The sequence below is a fragment of the Anaerobacillus sp. QJM3NY_32 genome (assembly GCF_056173645.1).
Window position 1 is genome coordinate 3,000,811 of sequence record NZ_CM149684.1, and the last position, 20,461, is coordinate 3,021,271.

At 39.1% G+C, this 20,461-nt stretch carries 19 protein-coding genes and 1 riboswitch; of the genes, 1 reads left to right on the top strand and 18 read right to left on the bottom strand.

What is annotated here, in order from left to right:
• Positions 1-24: 24 nt before the first annotated feature.
• Complete coding sequence (locus tag AC0VYH_RS15770; RefSeq protein ID WP_194219360.1) at positions 25-633, bottom strand: succinate dehydrogenase cytochrome b558 subunit; 609 nt, start codon at positions 631-633, stop codon at positions 25-27.
• A gap of 308 nt (positions 634-941) precedes the next feature.
• Here AC0VYH_RS15770 and AC0VYH_RS15775 point away from each other — a divergent pair, with 308 nt between their 5' ends.
• A complete protein-coding gene (locus AC0VYH_RS15775; RefSeq protein ID WP_475372741.1) occupies positions 942-1,385 on the top strand; it encodes a YslB family protein in 444 nt (147 codons plus the stop codon).
• Between the two features lie 30 nt (positions 1,386-1,415).
• Here AC0VYH_RS15775 and AC0VYH_RS15780 read toward each other — a convergent pair whose 3' ends face one another.
• From AC0VYH_RS15780 to AC0VYH_RS15860, 17 genes are all read right to left on the bottom strand, one after another.
• A complete protein-coding gene (locus AC0VYH_RS15780; RefSeq protein WP_194219358.1) occupies positions 1,416-2,651 on the bottom strand; it encodes an aspartate kinase in 1,236 nt (411 codons plus the stop codon).
• A 244-nt stretch (positions 2,652-2,895) separates the two neighbouring features.
• Positions 2,896-3,084: riboswitch (Lysine riboswitch) on the bottom strand.
• A gap of 79 nt (positions 3,085-3,163) precedes the next feature.
• Positions 3,164-4,945 (bottom strand): excinuclease ABC subunit UvrC, encoded by a 1,782-nt coding sequence (gene uvrC, locus AC0VYH_RS15785; RefSeq protein WP_475365575.1) that lies wholly within the window; start codon positions 4,943-4,945, stop codon positions 3,164-3,166.
• A 77-nt stretch (positions 4,946-5,022) separates the two neighbouring features.
• Positions 5,023-6,531: a hypothetical protein gene (locus AC0VYH_RS15790; protein ID WP_475372742.1), complete on the bottom strand. Its 1,509-nt coding sequence runs from the start codon at positions 6,529-6,531 to the stop codon at positions 5,023-5,025.
• 113 nt (positions 6,532-6,644) lie between these two features.
• Complete coding sequence (locus tag AC0VYH_RS15795; RefSeq protein WP_404681417.1) at positions 6,645-7,583, bottom strand: FTR1 family iron permease; 939 nt, start codon at positions 7,581-7,583, stop codon at positions 6,645-6,647.
• A gap of 30 nt (positions 7,584-7,613) precedes the next feature.
• Complete coding sequence (locus AC0VYH_RS15800; RefSeq protein ID WP_430243961.1) at positions 7,614-8,381, bottom strand: hypothetical protein; 768 nt, start codon at positions 8,379-8,381, stop codon at positions 7,614-7,616.
• Positions 8,382-8,447: 66 nt separating this feature from the next.
• Positions 8,448-9,221 (bottom strand): glycosyltransferase family 2 protein, encoded by a 774-nt coding sequence (locus AC0VYH_RS15805; RefSeq protein WP_430243959.1) that lies wholly within the window; start codon positions 9,219-9,221, stop codon positions 8,448-8,450.
• Positions 9,218-10,681, bottom strand: coding sequence for an alkaline phosphatase family protein (locus AC0VYH_RS15810; protein ID WP_475372743.1), 1,464 nt, complete (start codon positions 10,679-10,681; stop codon positions 9,218-9,220). Before AC0VYH_RS15810 ends, AC0VYH_RS15805 begins: the two co-directional genes overlap by 4 nt.
• The gene (locus AC0VYH_RS15815) at positions 10,678-11,622 is read right to left on the bottom strand and encodes a lysylphosphatidylglycerol synthase transmembrane domain-containing protein (RefSeq protein ID WP_430243955.1); all 945 of its coding nucleotides are present in this window, start codon (positions 11,620-11,622) and stop codon (positions 10,678-10,680) included. The genes AC0VYH_RS15810 and AC0VYH_RS15815 overlap by 4 nt, the downstream gene beginning before the upstream one ends.
• Positions 11,595-12,542 carry an NAD-dependent epimerase/dehydratase family protein gene (locus AC0VYH_RS15820; protein ID WP_430243954.1) on the bottom strand — a complete coding sequence of 316 codons (948 nt, stop codon included), beginning with the start codon at positions 12,540-12,542 and terminating at the stop codon, positions 11,595-11,597. Before AC0VYH_RS15820 ends, AC0VYH_RS15815 begins: the two co-directional genes overlap by 28 nt.
• 87 nt (positions 12,543-12,629) lie before the next feature.
• Positions 12,630-13,826, bottom strand: a complete 1,197-nt coding sequence (locus AC0VYH_RS15825; RefSeq protein ID WP_430243952.1) for a hypothetical protein — start codon at positions 13,824-13,826, stop codon at positions 12,630-12,632.
• A 144-nt stretch (positions 13,827-13,970) separates the two neighbouring features.
• Positions 13,971-14,282 (bottom strand): thioredoxin, encoded by a 312-nt coding sequence (gene trxA / locus AC0VYH_RS15830; protein ID WP_194219347.1) that lies wholly within the window; start codon positions 14,280-14,282, stop codon positions 13,971-13,973.
• A 254-nt stretch (positions 14,283-14,536) separates the two neighbouring features.
• Entirely contained in the window at positions 14,537-15,514 is a 978-nt protein-coding gene (locus AC0VYH_RS15835) for an electron transfer flavoprotein subunit alpha/FixB family protein (RefSeq protein WP_194219346.1), read from the bottom strand.
• 12 nt (positions 15,515-15,526) lie between these two features.
• Positions 15,527-16,297, bottom strand: a complete 771-nt coding sequence (locus AC0VYH_RS15840) for an electron transfer flavoprotein subunit beta/FixA family protein (RefSeq protein ID WP_194219345.1) — start codon at positions 16,295-16,297, stop codon at positions 15,527-15,529.
• Positions 16,298-16,326: 29 nt separating this feature from the next.
• Complete coding sequence (locus AC0VYH_RS15845) at positions 16,327-17,100, bottom strand: enoyl-CoA hydratase (RefSeq protein WP_430243948.1); 774 nt, start codon at positions 17,098-17,100, stop codon at positions 16,327-16,329.
• A 52-nt stretch (positions 17,101-17,152) separates the two neighbouring features.
• Positions 17,153-17,746 carry a TetR/AcrR family transcriptional regulator gene (locus AC0VYH_RS15850; protein WP_430243946.1) on the bottom strand — a complete coding sequence of 198 codons (594 nt, stop codon included), beginning with the start codon at positions 17,744-17,746 and terminating at the stop codon, positions 17,153-17,155.
• 256 nt (positions 17,747-18,002) lie between these two features.
• Entirely contained in the window at positions 18,003-19,697 is a 1,695-nt protein-coding gene (locus AC0VYH_RS15855) for an AMP-binding protein (protein WP_475372744.1), read from the bottom strand.
• 339 nt (positions 19,698-20,036) lie between these two features.
• Entirely contained in the window at positions 20,037-20,444 is a 408-nt protein-coding gene (locus AC0VYH_RS15860; protein ID WP_430243942.1) for a DUF350 domain-containing protein, read from the bottom strand.
• Positions 20,445-20,461 lie beyond the last annotated feature (17 nt).

Consider the following 20,461-nt stretch of genomic DNA (forward strand, 5'->3'; position numbering starts at 1 on the left):
ACGTGGTGAAGACAGTTCACTTTCTTAAACGAATGCAAATAATGCGCGCATGCCAACAACTGAAAGTGCAACGAAAATGACCATTGTTACGTATGTCATCGTACGCTGTGATTTTGGTGTTACTGTGAAGCCCCAGCTTACAAAGAAAGACCATAAGCCATTTGCGAAGTGGAAGACAGTACCAAGTACACCAACGATGTAAAAGATCATCATTCCTGGATTAGACAAGATATCAGCCATCATTTGGAAGTTTACTTCTGCTCCCATCGCAGCTTGTATTCTCGTTTGCCAGACGTGCCAAGTTACAAATATTAATACGATAACGCCAGAAATCCGCTGCAAATAAAACATCCAGTTACGTAAATAGCCATATCGACTTACGTTGTTTTTGGATTGAAATGCGATATAAACACCGTAAATCGCATGGAATAAGAGCGGTAAGAAAATGACGAAAATTTCAAGCAAATACCTGTAAGGAAGGCTCTCCATAAAATGAGCTGCGTCATTAAACGCCTCGGGCCCTCTTGTTGCAAAATAGTTAACAGTGAGATGCTGAGTAACATAAAGTCCGAGCGGAATTACTCCTAGAAGCGAATGCAATTTTCGGCTTACAAAGTCTCGACTTGCGGCCATGTTTTGTGTGTCCCCCTTTTAAGTTGTTAAGCTACCATCTGCCAGTGCATTTTTTTCTAATAAAGAAGTCTTTGCATGCACAGAAATCATCGCTTTCTGTCGATTATATTGTGACATACCCATTGTACTCCCATCATTTAGGACCGTCAAGAAAACGTGTACATTTAGATTTTTCAAAATTCCCTTGCAACACCTGCGTATATCTCAATTGAATACGCTTTCTATATATATAAATTCTATCTATGGTGCTATGGAGGATTTGTCGATAAAACGTTATAATTATTTTGTAGAAAAGCTGGGAGGAATTTATGTTTAAGAAGCGCACAAACTCGATTGATTATAGTCATGAAATAGAAACAACTGCTTTTGGATATGAATTTTATAGAGAAGTTCTTATTCCTGAACTTCTTGGTAGTGAACAGCCGGCTGTTTTATATTGGACTGGAAAAGAAATGGCTAGGCAATTCCCGCTCTCCACTCGAGAAGAGATCGAGGATTTTTTTCAGCGTGCTGGATGGGGTAAATTATCAATTGCACAAGAAAAAAAGAATGAAGTAACGTTTGATCTTCAGTCAGCTCTTATCACTGAGCGAAGAAATACTAGTCGAAATGCTTGTTATCAACTAGAAGCAGGTTTTCTTGCTGAACAATATCAAAATATGCTTCGTTGCATCGCTGAATCCTATGAAACTGATAAAAAGAATGAAATTCAATTCACAGTAAAATGGGACCCAAAAGATCAGATTGAATAGAAAGGAGACCACATGTGGTCTCCTTTTTGATTACATTTGTTTAACAGGGGTTCTTTCATCTAGTTGAAATTTATCGTGTAGCGACTCAATAGCATAAATCATTTTATCTTCTGGAACGATCGTTGACACTTTGATTTCTGATGTACTCACCATCTTCATTTCTACCCCGTGTTCAGCAAGTACTTCAAACATTTGTGCCGCAACACCAGGGTTAGAAATCATACCTGATCCTACTATGGATACCTTAGCAAGTTCTGATTCGTGATAAATATGTTCGTAGGGAAGTTTCACTTTAATGCGACGGAGCACATCAAGAGTTAATTCAAGAGAGGCTGTTTCAATTGAGAATGAGATACTCGTTGTATTTTTCTCTCCTGTACTTTGAATGATCACATCTACATTAATACCATTTGCCGCAAGAGATGAGAACAAGGAAGGAAGTGTTGTAATCTCATTCGGCAAACCTGAAATTGTTATTTTTGTTACATTACTTTCAAAAGCCAGACCTCTAACCACCAAATTTTGTTCCATTGATACGACCTCCTCAATTAGCGTTCCAGGTTCATTCGTAAAGCTCGAGCGGACCTCAAGCAAGATGTTATAGTTTTTTGCAAACTCAACCGCTCTAGGATGTAAGACACCAGCCCCAAGGTTAGCAAGTTCAAGCATTTCATCATAAGAAATCGTAGAAAGCTTTCTTGCACCTTTCACATATCGAGGATCTGTCGTATACACGCCATCCACATCTGTATATATCTCACAACGATCCGCTTTAAGAGCTGCTGCAATCGCCACAGCTGTTGTATCGGAACCACCACGCCCTAGCGTCGCGATGTCAGACGTATCAGTTAGCCCCTGGAATCCTGCTACTATCACAATTTTCCCTTCAGCAAGGTGTTGATTCATACGTGATGCATCAATATCGAGGATTCTGGCATTGCCGTGAAGCGACTCTGTTTTAATTCCTGCTTGCCAGCCAGTTAATGAAATAGCATCGTACCCTTCTTCATTTAATGCCATCGAAAGAAGCGCTGTTGTTACTTGTTCTCCAGTCGTTAGAAGCATATCAAGCTCTCTTGCAGACGGTGTAGCTGTTATCCCTTTTGATAATCCTAAAAGCTCATCCGTTGTTTTGCCCATCGCTGAAACAACCGCAACAACCTCATCTCCATTATTTACAGCTTCCATAAGCCTTTTGGAAACATTTTTGATTTTCTCTACATCTCCAACAGACGTACCTCCGAATTTCAATACGCGTAGTCCCACTCTCTCCATCCTTTCTTTCATGCAGCTCGTTATCCCTCATAGTGCGTAATCATCGCACGTTACAAACACTCACTAACTAAGAGTCGAAATGGATATTAAAAAACTCGGCCACTCACCAGATTGAAATAGCGATAGCCTTCATTTTTTATACTTTAAACTTGTAAAGTGTTTATTAAAGTATAAAAAAACAACAATGAGAAAAACCTCACTGTTGTTTTCATAACAAATCCAAGAAAACGTCCCTTTGTGAGATAGTTCTCCATCCAATTCCCGGGTAGGTATTGGATGACAGCTCTGCACTTATTCAATACAGATCCAGCTTCAGACGGATAAGCGTCTTTCCACTTCGGCAAATCCCCCTTTCAGCTCCTATCACTGAGTCTTAACACTCTTCAGTAAGCTTACTATTGGTTTTTGCGCCTCTACCATCACTTCAACTTTCGAAGTGTGGAACTATTAAATTTCACTCATTATAACGAACTTACGTGAATGCCGCAACATGTTCTTACAAATTAATTTGATTGACTTTCAAATCGAGCGACTACTTCCTCTGCAACATTCATTGGTAGTCCTGCGTTGTGTAAGTCTTCAACGCTTGCTTCTTTCATCTTTTTGATCGATCCAAAATGATTTAGCAGCTTCTTTTTTCTCTTCTCTCCGATACCGGGAATATCATCAAGACTTGACTTAAGCATCGATTTTCCTCGAAGCTGTCGATGAAACGTAATCGCAAATCGGTGTACTTCATCTTGAATCCTTTGCAACAGGTAGAATTCCTGACTATTTCTTGGTAGATAAACAGCTTCAGGAGGATCACCAATAAGAAGATGAGACGTTTTATGTTTCTCATCTTTCGTCAGCGAGCAAACCGGTATGTCCAGACCAAGCTCATTCTCGAGCACATCCTGTGACGCCTGTATTTGAGCTATTCCGCCGTCAATAATAATTAAGTCAGGAAGCGGACCATTTTCCTTAAGCATTCTTGAATATCTTCTTCTCACAACCTCTTTCATAGAACCTACATCGTTTGGTCCTTCCACTGTTTTGATTTTGTACTTGCGATACTCATTTTTCTTTGGCTTTCCATCAAGAAAAACAACCATAGCGGATACAGGGTTCGTGCCCTGAATGTTCGAGTTATCAAAAGCTTCAATTCTGAGCGGAGCTTCTATATTAAGCTTTTCTCCCAAGTTTTCAACAGCATCAATCGTTCTTTTCTCGTCGCGTTCAATTAATGAAAATTTCTCATTAATGGCAATGGTCGCATTCTTCATTGTAAGCTCGACAAGCTCTTTTTTCTTGCCTCTTTTTGGCTGGTGAACTGGAATTTGTAGCAGTTCTTCTACCATTTGAGCATTAACCTGCTGAGGAAGCAATACTTCTTTTGGCTTAGGATGATTTTGTTGAAGATAGAACTGACCGATATAAGTTAAGAAATCTTCTTCAGCATCATTATAGAAAGGGAAAAGTGAAACATCTCTCTCAATTAACTTCCCTTGTCGTACAAAGAAAACTTGAACACACATCCATCCTTTGTCGAAACTATATCCAAAAATATCCCGATCAATACCATCGTTAGATTGGATCTTTTGCACTTCCATAACTTTATCAATATGAAACATTAAATCACGAAACTCTTTTGCTCGCTCGAAATCCATATTCTCAGATGCTGTGGTCATCTTTCTTTCTATGTCTTCTTTAACTTCCTGGTGACCTCCGTTTAGAAAACGCGTAATCCCGTCAATCATCTCTTTATTTTGCTCTTTAGAGACGTCGTTGACACATGGAGCCAAACACTGGCCTATATGATAATAAAGACAGACGCGATCAGGCATTTTACGACATTTACGTAAAGGATATAGTCGGTCCAAAAGCTTCTTTGTTGCACTAGCTGCATAAGCATTCGGATATGGACCAAAATACTTACCTTTATCTTTTTTTATTTTACGTGTCGTAATTAAGCGGGGCTGTTCTTCTGCCGTTATTTTTATATAAGGATAGCTTTTATCATCTTTAAGCATCACATTATATTTCGGATCATGTTTTTTGATTAAATTAAGTTCAAGAATAAGAGCTTCAAGATTTGTGGAGGTTACGATATACTCAAAATCACGTATTTCACTTACAAGCCGCTGCGTTTTTCCATCGTGTGATCCACTAAAATAAGATCTGACTCTATTTTTTAGCACCTTTGCCTTCCCAACATAAATAATCGTTCCCTGGCGATCTTTCATTAAATAACACCCGGGCTGGTCAGGAAGGATTGCTAGCTTATTTTTAAGATGTTGTTCCATGCTGCCTCACCTCACTACTCCTTTTCAAGGCGTATCTATGTTCCCCTCTCATTGTAACACATTACCTCAATTTTCTATTATCTTAAGAACTCATATAAAACAATGTCATGATAGACAGGATCATACAATGTGGAGGATTGGAATTCTTTGACCTTTTTGATCTGACCATCCATCGATATATTCTGTTTCTTAAATCCATCGAGAACCTGTCCTGTTAAAAATACGCGATGCTCATCATAATATTGAAGATCAGATAGAAAGGTTGAATACGTATAAATTTGTTCGTGTTCAAATGACACCTTGTTATAGGACATTACCCTAGTTTCTTCCCAAGTATACACAATGACCGGCTCGTTAATTTGCTCTACATAATCCATCAATTGATAAACAGCTGCTGGATCGTTTGCTTCTTTCATTGTTGAATAGGAAAAAAGTGATTGTATGCTAATCATTACGGCTAAACCAAGCATTATTTTCGTTGAGTTATTACCCTGTCTTCCTAACCCTATCCAGAGAAATCCTAGCATTATTATCCCAGGTAGAGGCAGGATATGTCTTGGCTTATCAATGTTTTGTGCCAAAAGGGCCCATAGAAAATAGCTAAATGCCATAGCGACAAATGCCCATCCAAACCATGAAATTTCTCGCAATGTTCTCCCACTATTTTTCACCCCTTGGAAGATCATGAACGTAAAAAAGGTTAGATATAGTAGTAAAATCATTAGCGATTGACCGCTAAGACCTGTCCAAACTATATTATTCAATATCAGATGTGATATTCGTTCCAAAAGTGGGGCTGAGGCTGAAACCGCAGTTCCACCCCACTCTTCAAAGTGACCTTCAGAGAACCCAAAGGCTAGCTGTAAAAATGCAGCTACGCCACCTTCAGAAGCAGCAAGACCCCCTACCCAAATTAATTGAAAGATGACGGCTATACCGACCTGGGTGAGTAAAAATAAACTGTAGGATTTAATGGACTTATGCTGCTTTTTTCTCTGTATTAATAGTAGTAGAAGGCCGACACCAAAAGGTAAATAAGATAAACGAACTCCTAAAAGTAAACTAAACAACAAAGAAGCGACAACGATGCTCGTGAATGAATGTTCGCGATGAAATGCTTTTTGCAAACTCCATAAGTACCACCATAGAATAGCCACCGCTGCCGCCTCGCTCATCGGTTGAATGGTTAACACGTTGACAAATACCATTGATTGAATAAGAGCTACTGATGCCATACTAAGTGTTTTTGAAAGAAAAGAGCGACTAACTGCATATGCTGGATACATAGAAAGCGACATTAATAGTCCATTCCATAACGTTAAAGCCTCAACGGGATTTCCTATCCATTTATTTAACAACATCCCACCTAGAATAAAATAGGGATATCCGGGAAAGTGAGGTTGCATGGCAAATAAATCAAATCGATTTAGGGCTAGTGAGAAATCGACTTGATCCCAAGAACGTGGTAACTCAGTTGCATAGGCGGTTCTCCACCAAATAATCAACAAGATACTGCTCATTGAAATCAGCCAGATGAGTATTTTAATGCTTCTAGCTCGTATAAGGTATCTACCTGATCGATCCAATCCTAATCATCCTTTATAATTTTTGGTATGGGTCATACGTTAATCTATCCTTTTTAAATACCTCCGATGAAAAAAAGTACAAGACGAAGAAATTCGCCTTGCACTTTGGAAATTTATTTAACTGTCGATTGCTTCATTTCGTTTGTCGCTTTAAAAATCGCTTTACTCGGTTCTTTCACTTCTGATTTTACAGGTTCATTCTTTGAGTTCACAAGAAGATAAATCACTGCAAAATAACCAACGTACGCGATGATTTCTTCAATGGAAGGCATTGAAGAGTAACCGAACAACGCTTTAAAGAAAATTCCAATGTCTCCTGAGAGAAGAGGTGCCACACCATGATCACGAACATAATGCGCGTAGTCAATCGGATGTTCTGGCAAGAACCATGTAAGATCGTATACATGAGGCATTACGCTACCAATTAGTTTAATATCCTGCATCATCGAAATTCCCTGTACAAATAAGCCACCGGCAATAAGTACAATAAAGATTCCAGTAATCTTAAAGAACGATTTAAGCGGAATGCGCATCGTGCCCTTAAAGAAAAAGTACGATACAGCGGAAGCAATCAAGATTCCAGTAATCGCTCCCCATCCTTCAAATCCTTTACCAATATCGCCACCAGTAATTGCAGCAAAGAAAAATACGGTTTCTACACCTTCACGAAGGACAACGAGAAAAGAATGAATGACCATACCTACCACGTTACCCGTTGTAATGTATTCCGTCATTTTCCCTTCTGTCTTTCCTTTAAGATTGCGACTATGTGAAGCCATCCAAAATACCATTTGAGTTAATAATACGGCGGAGATTAGCATAATGGAAATTTTCAGGTAAATCTCGCTTCCCATCGCTGCGAACCCGGTGAAAACAACCTGGAACAACATGGCTACGCCTACACTTGCAACTACAGCAAGCCCAGCACCTAACCAGACATATTTATTATACTGGCACTGTCCCATTCGTTTCATATAGGTAGTTATGATTCCAATTATGAGAAGCGCTTCAAGTACTTCTCTGAACATGATCAGTAATGCCTGAATTTCCATTAAACTTTCCCCTTTCCGTAAACAAAGATTTTAGGAGCGTCGCCGTTTTCTTGTTGTGTAAATTACTACTCCTGCAATCACAACGATGAGAATAACGATTGGCACCCAATTCGATAGCTGACCGAGATCAGTCCAATCCGTTTTTTCACTACCAGCGCTTTCATCCTCTGTTGCACTTTCTCCAAAGTGACCAATTTCAACTGATTTCATATCAAAATGATTTTTTAGTCCATCAAGTATAACTTTCTTACTTTCAGCGTATTTCTCTTCATCTGAATCTTTCTCCCCCACTCCAAAAAGGCCAGGGTTACCAAGCGAATCAAGCAATACCTCAAATTCATTCTTTATCTTTTCATCAAGTTCGGGATTCGTTTGTTTTACCACGGGAGAGAGCGTTTTATATGTGGCATCTGCTTTGCCAACTAGCTTTCTTGTTGTATCATATTCTTCAAAATCTGTTTCAGCGTTTTCAAGTCGACGTGAAATATTTAAGACCAGGACTTGCTGCATATTCGTTATAACAGCTTCCTTGTCTTCGTTGTCTAGCTCCTTTTGAACAGCTTGAACCGCATCTTCACCCATATGTAATTGAATTTCGTCTTTAACGGAAGCAAAAATTTTATTCGCTTCTGCAAAATTCGGAGGAGATTCATTAAGTTTTGCAGACATCTCACTGTATGCTTCAGCTACTTTCTCTTCGGTTGGGTCACCATAAGAGTATGCACTGGCAAGATCAGGAACTGCTAGTATACAAATTAGTGTCATTATTAATGCTGATGACAGAATACGTTTTATCATTTGAAATATCCTCCTCATTGATAATGATAATGATTATCACCATTGAAGTCAATAACAGATCTGCAATTAGTGTGACTTTTCTGCCACCATACTTGTCATGTGTCCAGGCAAGATTTTATGCGCACTATAGTCAATCGACACCTTTTGAACTGGTCGCATCATTTCTTTCAAAATAGCCGGTAAAACAGATGTTAAATACGCTTTAAACTTAATATATGATTCACCAGTAGATCGAACCTGGTACGTAATTGGAACTTCTTTAACTCTAAATCCTTTTCGAACAAGGTTTAATGTAATGACTTGTGCATAGTTGTAGTCATGAATGATTTCTCCATGCTCCATAGCTTGTCTAGAGAAAACTCTCATCCCAGACTGACCATCATAAATCCACCTTTGTAAAAGAAGGGACTGAATAAATGTAAAACAATAATTGCCTAAACGACGATGAAGTCGCATCCCATCAATCGTACCTTTAAAACGAGAACCCATCACATAGTCTGCCTCCCCTTTGAATAGAGGTTCGAGAAGGTCAGCTAATTGCCAGGCAGGGTATTCATTATCCGCGTCAAGCATCACACCTATGTCAGCACCTAATTCTACAGAATAGGAAAGCCCCTTTCGAACTGCGGCACCAAGACCCTGATTGTTATCAAAAGAATAAATATAGTTAGCTCCAGCCTTTTTAGCTACTTCTACTGTCCGATCTGTTGAGCCATCATCGATCACGAGAACGCTCACCTGAACAGAAGGATGAATACTTCTGGGAATTTGCTTAATCACTTCTCCAATGGCATGCTCTTCATTATGCGCGGGTAAAAAAACAATCACATGCTGTTTCATTTGATAATGTCTTCCTTCCTATCATGAAGCGCTTCTTCTAGTATCGCTCCTCTACTATGTGAAGGGATAGGGGCACCTAATAAATGAGCAACGGTTGGCGCTACTGAAGTAAGACTATGCCTTTCTTCTACAATTTTCCCCTTTTCGATAAATGGCCCATTCATAAAGAATGGAACAAATCGTTCTCCTTCATCTAGATGACCATGTCCCCCAATGCCATCTGCTTGTCCATGATCGGCACAAACAATGAGTGTTGTATTTTCCATAAACCCATTCACTTCAAGAAAACCAACGTAATCTTCCACTAATTTATCAGCTTCTTCAATTTTTTGAATGTAATCATCATACAAGACTCCTCTCGCATGACCAGTTTGGTCGGTCCCAATAAGCTGTACAGTGAAAAAGTCAGGGTTTTTATCTAACATAATCTGACGAGCGCCCTCCATAATTTTCGTATCAGCCACATCGTTATTCATAACTGCCGTTACAGTATCTACGTCATCTCCCATAGCGTCAACAAGGTGGGCAATACCGAGTAACCTTCCTGTTTTCCCAACTTTTCTTAACGAATCAAAGATCGTCTCTACTTTCACGCCAAGATTCCAAACCATATTGGACTTAATACCATGCTCAAGAGGATATGTACCTGTCATCATCGAGGAGAAGCAAACAACTGTACGCGCAGGGTATACCGTCTCCATTTGACTGTATTCTGTCCCATTTTTCTTTAATGAATCAAGAAAAGGCGTATTGGCTTCCTGGAATCGTTCTTTTCGCATTCCATCGATTACAATCATAATGACACGCTCATTAGTCGACGTAGGTGGCACAGCTTTCGTATAATCTGATTTAATTGCGGGCTTCCAGTCAAATAAGTAATGGTGAAGAATAAAACTAAATAACCAAATTCCTGCATAAAAGAAAACAAGAGTCGTCCATTCAAAAGTCATTTCATTCTTTACTGAAGAGTCAATAACCATCACCCATAATGGTAGAATTAATAAAAACTTCGGAAGTTGTTCTTGCGCGTTACCACTAGTAGAATCACTATTCTTAAGCACTAACTTCCAAAAACGAGTGAAGTTAAGCCAGCTCGTTCCAATTCGAAGATGGTAATAGAATGTTCCCCAGAAAAAGACAGTAAAGAAAAAATAGAGACCTATACCTAGCATGGCTACTTGAAGTGAAAATGAATCAAAAATCAGCAGGTACCCAATTAGAGGCATCCATAAATAATTTCGTAAAAATAATGGGTAATCATAAACGTAGTAGAGTACTAAAAGAGGCAATACGACGCCTAGTCCAACAAAGAAAGCCCCCCAGAACTCTATAGAAGTCCATTGTGAAATGTAAAATAACAAAATTGTCCCTGTAACAAAGATTGGTGTAAATGGCTTACCTTCATTTAACAGATTCCAGCATCTTGCTGCTATCTTTTCAAAGCCTGACGCTTGTTTCATGATGTTTCTCCTTTCTTATTCATAAACGACTTCAACTCCTGTAATCGAAGAGGATAAAGATAGAACGCCACTAATCCAGCGCCAAAAGAATAAATATACTTAAATGCATGCGTGACAATCGCAATTGAAAGGGCTTCTTCCCATCCGAAACCTACCCGATTAAGTGAAAAGCTCATCACACTTTCGTAAGTCGCAAAGCCACCTGGAGCTAATTGAAAGACACCAGATCCGACTGATAATGATGTAACCCACATGGCATCTGAATATGTAAACAGATGTCCAATAAGACTCGCTACGCTAAATACGACGATTCCTTCAGCTACCCAGCTTATACAAGATAGCGTTAGAACAAGCACCATATGTGGTGAACTTACAAGAGTCTGCATGGTAGTTATCTGCTTATTAAAAAAAGAAGCAGCGTGATGTTTTTTTAGATAGATAATCACCCCACTCACGGTAACACCAAAAATAACAAGCGCTGTTATGAAAAAAGTCAGGTTGATATCAATCCCAATAAGGTCCGCCCCAATAACTGAAAAAACCCCCAACCAGAAGAGATCAATTAACCTGAGAACGAGCACGGATTGAATAGCCATTCCCCATCGCCCTTTTTGTTTCTGCGCAAGCACTCCCATACGCACAGCCTCTCCGCCCTTGAAAGGAAGTAGATGGTTAAAAAAGAGACTATAAAAAACCCCTGCTAAATAAACCCTAATTGATATATTCTTATCAACAAGTAATCGCCAGCACCAACTACGCAGTAAAAAAGAACATGTGTATCCAGTTATCATAGCGATTAACCACCATGGTTCACTTAGCAATTCAGAGGTAAGAGCTAAAAGACTCGACAGATTAAACTCTTGAAAAAGAAGGAATCCAAATGAAATGAATAGGCCAATTCCAAATGACCACTTTAATAAGCGTGATATTTTTTTGCCCATTCGATTGTCCTTCTTAATCCTTCCTCAAACTTCACCTTCGGAGTATATCCCAATTCTTCCCTAGCCTTACTAATACCGCTCCATGTATGCCTTACATCCCCTGGACGAAATGTTCCATCAAGTATTTTCGCATCAGGAAAATAGACACCAAGCGAAGTAATAAGTTCATTAAGCTGAATCGGCGTACCCGAACCGAGATTATAAATCTCTGATATTCCTTTTTGTTCGAATGCTAATGTTATACCTGTAACAATGTCATCAATATACGTAAAGTCCCTAGACTGGTCACGATCATAAACAATGATTTCCTCCCCCTTTATTAACTTATTAATAAATAGAGGAATCGCCATATCGGGACGGCCCCATGGCCCATACACTGTAAAAAATCGTAAAACCGTTAACTTAAAGTCGTAAAGCGATTGATACGCATGGCAAAAAGATTCTGCTCCAGCTTTAGCAGCTGCATACGGAGACTTCACTTTGCCATTTGCCTCATCTTCTAACACCGGGCCATTCTCACGATTACCGTATACTGATGAAGAAGAACCAAATAAAACATGGGGGACTCCCGCATCACCCGCAGCTTTTAATACATTTACCACTACTTTGATATCTTGATCAATATAGTCATGTGGATGTGTTAATGAATATTGAACTCCTGGAAGTGCAGCAAGATGAACCACCTTATCGTAAGAATGCTCTTTGAAGTGAGCATCCGTTTTTTCATGATCTAATAAATCAAAAACGTGAACTTTAATTGACCCAGCTTTTTTCACTTCTTCTAGATGTTCTTCTTTTCGATTAATATCATAATAGGAAGAGAAATGGTCAATGATTGAGACATCGTGACCAGCTGTTAAAAGCGACTTTGCAAGGCTACTTCCTATAAAACCTGCCCCGCCAGTAATGAGTATTTTCATCTCAGGCACTCCTATATTTTTCAGTGTTTCAAATTAATCCGTCCTACAAGAGAAATGGCCGCATTTAGCGGCCATTTCAATCTAAAGCTATTCTACTACACTTTCTAGTTCGGTCAAAATGCGATCACTTAGCTTTTGCACTTCATCTGCATTCTCACTAGCAACTGCATCAAACCAGTTTTGTGCGTCTTCATAGACTGCATCCGTTTCCTCTTCACCGATTGCCTCCATTAATGGCATTTCAATCGCTTTTAAGAATACATTGGCTTCCATTGCAGCTTCTTTACCTTCAGAAAGCTTGTCTTCTTTAGCTAGCTCAGCTACTTTCTCGTGATATCCTTTGATTTTTCCTGTAAACGCTTTTGCGAACAAACCGTTTACTTCATCAGCTTTGATTGCCTCTGGATCGTTACTTATATCGAATAATTCACTTAACTTCTCAGCCGCTTCTTCATCGCCGCCTGAGAGTGATCCTTTTATTGCTTGATAAAAACCGAGAGCTTCTGTTTGCATCACTTGTAACTCATCTGTTTCACCAGTCTTTACCGCTTCTTCAATCTTTTCTGCATAGGAATTAGAAGCTAAGTAGTAGCTCTTATAAATGGACTTATCCGTTACTTGCTTCGTCACAGCAAAATCTTCCATATTCCCTTCAGAAAGCGCCTGTTCCTGCGCTGATAGGCCATTGTTAATATTCTCAACAATACTTGAATCTCCATCAAGTTCATAGTAGGAGTCGCGTTTTTCGGCTGTAGGAACAAATACTTTTTCTGCTAGTAACTGTATTTCTTCAAAATGAAGCATAGCCTCATCTTCTTTGTTAGCATCCTTCGCATCAATCACTGCCTGTTGAAGGGATTTTTGCTTTTGATAAAAGTATGACTGTGTCCCTTTATCAATGATCTGACGAGCTACATTCTTATCAAGCTCTCCAGATTTTCCAGCTTGAATTCCAGTAGAGATAAATGTATCAAACTCATTATCAATTTCATTCACAGCGCTCTTTAAGTCACTAGTGTAGGTAGTTTCAACTAACTCCCAATCTACTTCTTGATCTTCCTTCATTTTGTTTAGTTCATTAGTAATCGTCTGATAAGCTTCTACTTGTTTCGTAGTAGCAGCGCTTTCAATTGACATCTCACTAGACTTATCATCAGAATTCGTTTGTTCTTGCTTAGAACTGTTATTTTCTGTGTTTGTAGCATTTTCAGAATCATTACCACAAGCAGCAAGAACCGTAGCTGCAAGCGTAATAGAAGTGAATAGCATAGCCGATTTCTTCATTATGTAAAACTCCTTTTCGTCAGGTCTTATATCCATGATGATTATATCGAGAACGATTATCAGTGTCAATACCGTTTCATTTGAAGATAACAAAAAAAAACACCCTGATCCTAAAACAGATCAGGGTGTTTGAAACTTAACTAATTATTGATGCTTAGAAAGCGTCTGTGCAAGTGCTTCTTTTGGTTGGAAGCCGACAACCTGGTCAACTACCTCACCATTTTTGAATACAAGTAGTGTTGGGATACTCATTACCCCAAATTTACTTGCTGTTTCCTGATTTTCGTCAACGTCAAGCTTTACAACTTTTACATCGCTCATCTCAGAATCAAGCTCTTCTAGTACTGGAGCAATCATTTTACAAGGACCACACCATGGTGCCCAGAAGTCTGCAAGAACGAGACCTTCACTTGTTTCTTGTGCGAAACTTTGATCTGTTGCGTGTACGATAGCCATACTGTATCTTCCTCCTTAAACATTATCACTTGAGTTTACCAGGTTAAGGCCGGTTGCCTCAGTGTGCTCTGCCAATTTGATTTCATATCAATAGGCACAAAATGAGTATATCATTAATACTCTTTCTGATTCCATTCTTTTGACTTAATTTCATTGTTCCCTATCTCTTCATTAATAAAACGAGCCTGAAATAATGAAATAAGATCGTAATGATCTCTATACAAAAAGCGAGCTAGATAAGCTCGCTTTTTTTCTTAGCTTGTTTGCAATACTTTCTTAAACTCCTGTGTAAGTAATGGTACAACCTCAAAGAGATCACCAACAATACCATAATCTGCAACATTAAAAATGCTTGCTTCAGGGTCTTTATTAATTGCTACTATCACTTTCGAGTTAGACATTCCTGCTAAGTGTTGAATAGCACCAGAAATACCGCAAGCAATATAGAGGTCAGGTGTAACTACTTTCCCTGTTTGCCCAATCTGAAGGGAGTAATCACAATAGTCAGCGTCACAAGCACCGCGGGACGCGCCTACAGCAGCACCGAGAAGATCCGCAAGTTCTTGAAGTGGTTCAAATCCTTCTTCACTTTTAACGCCTCGGCCGCCGGCTACAATCACTTTTGCTTCTGAAAGGTCAACACCTGATGTAGATTTACGGACCACTTCTTTCACGATCGTACGAAGGTCCTTTATTTCTACGGTTTCTTCAAAGACTTCACCAGAGCGTGATTCATCGATTTCAAGAGCAGAAATATTATTTGGACGAATCGTTGCAAGAACAACGCCTTCTTTTACTTTTTTCTTCTCAAAAGCTTTACCAGAGTAAATTGGACGTGTAAATACGACATCTTCACCATCAAGTTCAATACCCGTAGCATCGGAGACAAGTCCAGCGTCAAGCTTACTTGCAAGACGTGGTGCTAAATCTTTGCCCATTGACGTATGGGGCATTAAAATAGCATCCGGATCGACGCTCTGAACGATTTGCAAAAATGCCTGACCATATCCATCACTTGTATAGTTTTTAAGCTTTTCATCTTCTACTTTAATCACACGGTCTGCTCCGTAGTGAAATAGTTGGTCTGTTAAAGAACTAATACTTTCACCAGCAATTGCTGCAATCACTTCACCACCGGCTGCGATTTCTTTCCCAGCACCAATTGCTTCAAATGATACATTTCGTAATTCATTGTCACGAGCTTCTGCGAATACAAGTACTTTTTTGGCCATGTTGATTCCCTCCTATATAACTTTCGCTTCCTGGCGAAGTAATTTCACTAATTCTTCCACTTGATCTCCAATTTCACCTTCAAGTACTTTGCCAGCTTCTTTCTTTGGTGGCAAATAAACTTCAATTGTTTCCGTTTTAGCTTCGATCTCGTCTTCATCTATATCAAGATCGTCGTAGTCTATTTCTTCAAGTGGCTTTTTCTTAGCCTTCATAATCCCTGGAAGTGATGGATAACGAGGTTCGTTAAGTCCCTGCTGTGCTGTTACAAGTAACGGAAGCTGTGCTTCAACAACTTCCATATCACCTTCAACATCACGTTCCATTGTCGCTGTTGTTCCATCAATATCAAGCTTCGTAATCGTTGTTACGTAAGCGATTCCAAGTTTTTCAGCAAGACGCGGTCCAATCTGACCAGTGCTGTTATCATTAGAAACATTCCCGCCAAGGATAATGTCATATTCCTTATCTTCAAAATAAGCAGCAAGAAGGGCAGTCGTCGTATACTGATCACTCTCATCAATGTCTTCATTGTTAATGAGAACTGCCTTGTCTGCGCCCATCGCTAGAGCTGTTCTTAACTCTTTTTCAACTTCTTCGTCACCAATGCTTACAACCGTTACTTCTCCGCCATGATCGTCGCGAAGTTGGATCGCTTCTTCAATGGCATACTCATCGTATGGATTAATAATAAATTCAACGCCTTCTTCACTAATTCTCCCATTTTCAATTACGATTTTTTCTTCAGTATCAAACGTTCTTTTCATAATGACATAAATGTTCATATCTTTATCCCTCCCTGAAATAGTTCACCTTATTTATCTTGAAAGTTTGGCTGACGCTTCTCGATGAAGGCTCGAATGCCTTCTTGACCATCTTCTGAAGCAAATGCCTTTCCAAAATACTCTTTTTCTTTTTGAACGCCTTCATCAAACTTTTCTGATTTAGAATAAGTAAGAAGTTTAAGTGCATAACCAACTGCCACAGAGCTCTTCATAGCAATCTTCTCAGCAAGCTCTTTCGCTTTCGGAAGAAGCTCTTCTTCGCTATACATCTGATTCGCTAAACCAGTTGCAACAGCTTCACGTCCTGAGATTGGCTCGCTCGTTAGCAGCATCTCTGTTGCTTTTGCTTTTCCCACTAATGCTGGCAACCTTTGAGTACCTGCAAATCCCGGTACTAAACCCAGCTGTAGTTCGGGAAGACCTAGCTTTGCATCTTCAGTTACAAGACGAATATGACATGCCATTGCAAGTTCTAGTCCACCACCAAGCGCAGCACCATGAATAGCAGCGATGATCGGTTTTGGGAACGCTTCCATTTTGTCGAATAATTGTTGACCGAAGCTCCCCAAATCAGCAAATCCCTCTTCAGTGCTAACCGTTGTAAACTCTTTAATATCAGCTCCTGCTGAGAAAAACCTTCCTTCTCCAGAGAGCAATATAACCTTTGTTGCTGGATCGTTTTCAATTTGAGTGAATGCTTCTGACAATTCTCGCAATACGTCCGATGCCACTGCATTAGCTGGTGGACGGTTCAGCGTAATTTGTGCCACTTTGTTTTCAGTTGAAATGTTAATGAATTCCACTTCTCCACTCCTCTCAAAACTTTGTGACCCCAGTCAAAGCCGGGGTCTCTATTTATTTGCTTAAGCCATTGATCAAAAGATTATGAAGTGGCTTAGCAAGTGGTTCTAATTCAAATTTGTGGTCTTTCATAACCCAATTCGTTACGGTTTCATCGAGTGTCCCAAAGATCATTTGTCTTGCGAGACGAATATCTAGTTCCTCAATAAACAATCCTGATTTAATTCCCTCATGCAATATGTGATCAACGAGCGTAAGGTATTTCTTAAGTACTTCGCCAATTTGTGCTCGAAGGGCTTTATTTGTTTGTCTTAGTTCCAATTGCGTGACGATAGCAAGCTCATGATCAGAACCTAGATGTTTAAAGTGCATATCAATAAGCGTGAACAATTTATCCATTGCATTATCTTTCTTTACAATTTGTTCCTCTGTCTTATCGATAAAACTTCCCATTTTTTTCTGAAACAACGAAATTAACAAATCCTCTTTATTCTTAAAATAAAGGTAGATCGTACCGTCTGCCACGCCTGCTTCACGCGCAATTTTGGATACTTGCGCTTGATGATAACCATTTTGAGCAATGACAACAACAGCCGCATCAATGATTTTGTCGTATTTCGGACCCCTTTTTTTCCCCTTTTCAACCATATGAAGCTCTCCCTTATTCTTTATCCGGCACTCATTCAAAATGAATGAGCATTCATTCATAATCTTATTGTAGCGATACGACTATGCTATTGTCAACATAAGATTTCTGAACGAGCGCTCGGTTGGAATCGAGAGTTATTTTGCAAATTCATCATATCATAATAAGCAGAAATGTGCGAATCTTTACGGAATTTTAATTGGAATTTTTTATTTAATACGTATTGATTTAACTGAAACCAAAAAACAAAACCAATCGCTACATCGATTGGTTTTGTTTAACTTTCTCTTCGTCGACTAGAACACGACGTAGAATTTTACCAACGGTTGTTTTAGGAAGTTCCTCCCGAAATTCATATAATCGAGGTACCTTATAAGCAGCAAGGTAACGTCGACAATGTTGATCTAAATCATCTTCTGTTATTTCAACGTTACTTTTTAGCACAACGAATGCTTTCACTGTTTCTCCTCTATAAGCATCAGGTACACCAATAATAACGGCTTCTTGAACTGCTGGGTGTTCATATAAAACTTCTTCAACTTCGCGTGGATAAATGTTATATCCGCCTGCTATAATCATATCCTTTTTCCGATCAACGACATAAAAGTAGCCCTTCTCATCTCGGTAAGCCATGTCACCAGTATAAAGCCAGTCATCCTTCAATACGGCAGCGGTTTCATCTGGTAGATTCCAATACCCCTTCATCACCTGAGGACCTTTTACAATTAATTCGCCGATTTCCTTCACTTCAGCTTCTTCATTTGCAGCGTTCACAATTTTTGCATCTGTGTCTGGCCAAGGTAAACCAATACTACCAACGACAGTACCATCTGATAAAGGATTGGAATGGGTTACAGGAGATGACTCAGTTAAACCATAACCTTCCACTAAACGACCGCTAATCTTCTCTTGAAATTTTTGTTGGATTTCAATTGGAAGTGGAGCTGAACCGCTAATACAAGCCTTAATAGACGAGAGATCATAGCGATCGATATTCGGATCATTCAATAAAGAGATATAAATAGTTGGTGCACCTGGAAATAAGGTTGGCTTTTGTTTTTGAATCGTTTTCAATGTATCTTTAGGTTCAAACTTTGGAAGTATGATCATTTTGGCAGCATACATAATCGATAAGTTCATCACACAAGTCATTCCGTAAACGTGGAAAAAAGGGAGAATTCCCATCACACTCTCTTCGCCATATTTAGCATCACGAATCCAGTTCTTACATTGCATCGTATTAACAACGAGGTTATAGTGTGTCAGCATAACTCCTTTTGCGAGACCTGTAGTTCCCCCAGTGTATTGAAGAAGAGCCAAATCTTCTTTGGAATCCACATTAACATGTATATCATCGTTACTACCGTTTGCCACCCATTGCAAAAAGCTATGAATTTGGTCTGTTGAAGGCATTTCAACAAGTAATCCCTGCTTCTTTTGCTTTTGCACGAGTGGATACAAAACATTTTTAGGAAAAGGTAAATACTCCTGAATCTTCGTTACAACAATGTGCTTTAGTACTGTTTTATCTTTTACTTTTAATACTTTCGGTAAAACAAGATCAAGACAGATCATCATATCCGCCTTAGAATCTCTTAATTGATGTTCTAGTTCCCTCTCCATGTATAGTGGATTCGTCTGAACGACCACTCCCCCAGCCATCAATACAGCGTAATAACTAATCACAGCTTGAGGGCAATTAGGAAGCATGATTGATACTCTTCCGCCCTTGCTCAGACCGTGATCCCGCAATGAATTCGCAAGTCGTCTTGAGCGATGAAATAATTCCTGAAATGTAAGTTCTTTTCCCAGAAAGTGAACTGCCTTTTTGTTAGGATGTTTTGTAGCTGCATCAACAAGATACGCATGAAGGGGCTTTTCCTCATACTCTATTGAAGTCGGTACTCCTTCTTGATAATAATCAAACCATTCGTTTGCGCCATTGTTTGTCAATTTTCATCAACCTCCCTTTCACGACTCCTTCCAAACCAAAACTCTCTCTATATGATAATTATAATGAAAACGCTTCAAATATCCTATCTTTTTTTAATTTTTTGAATACATTGGCATTTTAGGTCGTAAAAAACAGACGAGCATACGACATTATTCTATCCATATTTAGGTTAAGTTGTGATAAGAGCGCACAGAATTTTGAAGAAAAAAAAGAACAGGTAAAGTACCTGCTCTTCTTGAACCATCATACAAAATAAAATAAATAAACAATGCCCGCAATAAAGAATATCCCTGATACAACCATAAGAACTTTCCATAAAGTCTCCATATGTGCTCCCCTTACGAAATTCCTGCCCCTATAACAAAGGACAAACCAATCGAAATAACCATAGAAATGAATCCTACCGCTCGATTGTCTGCTGTAATTTCTTTATCAATCCTAAATTTAGGTGTTAAAAACTCAAAGGTGAAGTAACCAATTAATAGAAGGACAAATCCAAAGACTCCCCACCCCATCATGGTCACTAGTGAATCATTATGCTCAATTGAAAAACGAAAGATATTCGCAATACCAAATATTTTACCTCCAGTAGCCATCGCTACTGCAAGATTACCTTTTTGGATTTCTTCCCAGTTACGATAGGACGTTACAAATTCAAATGCTGAAAGAAACACAATCATACAAACAATCACTACGCTATAATTCGCTGCAGTTTGAAATGCGATACTCTCCCATAATTGATCCATTGTGTAAATTCCTTTCT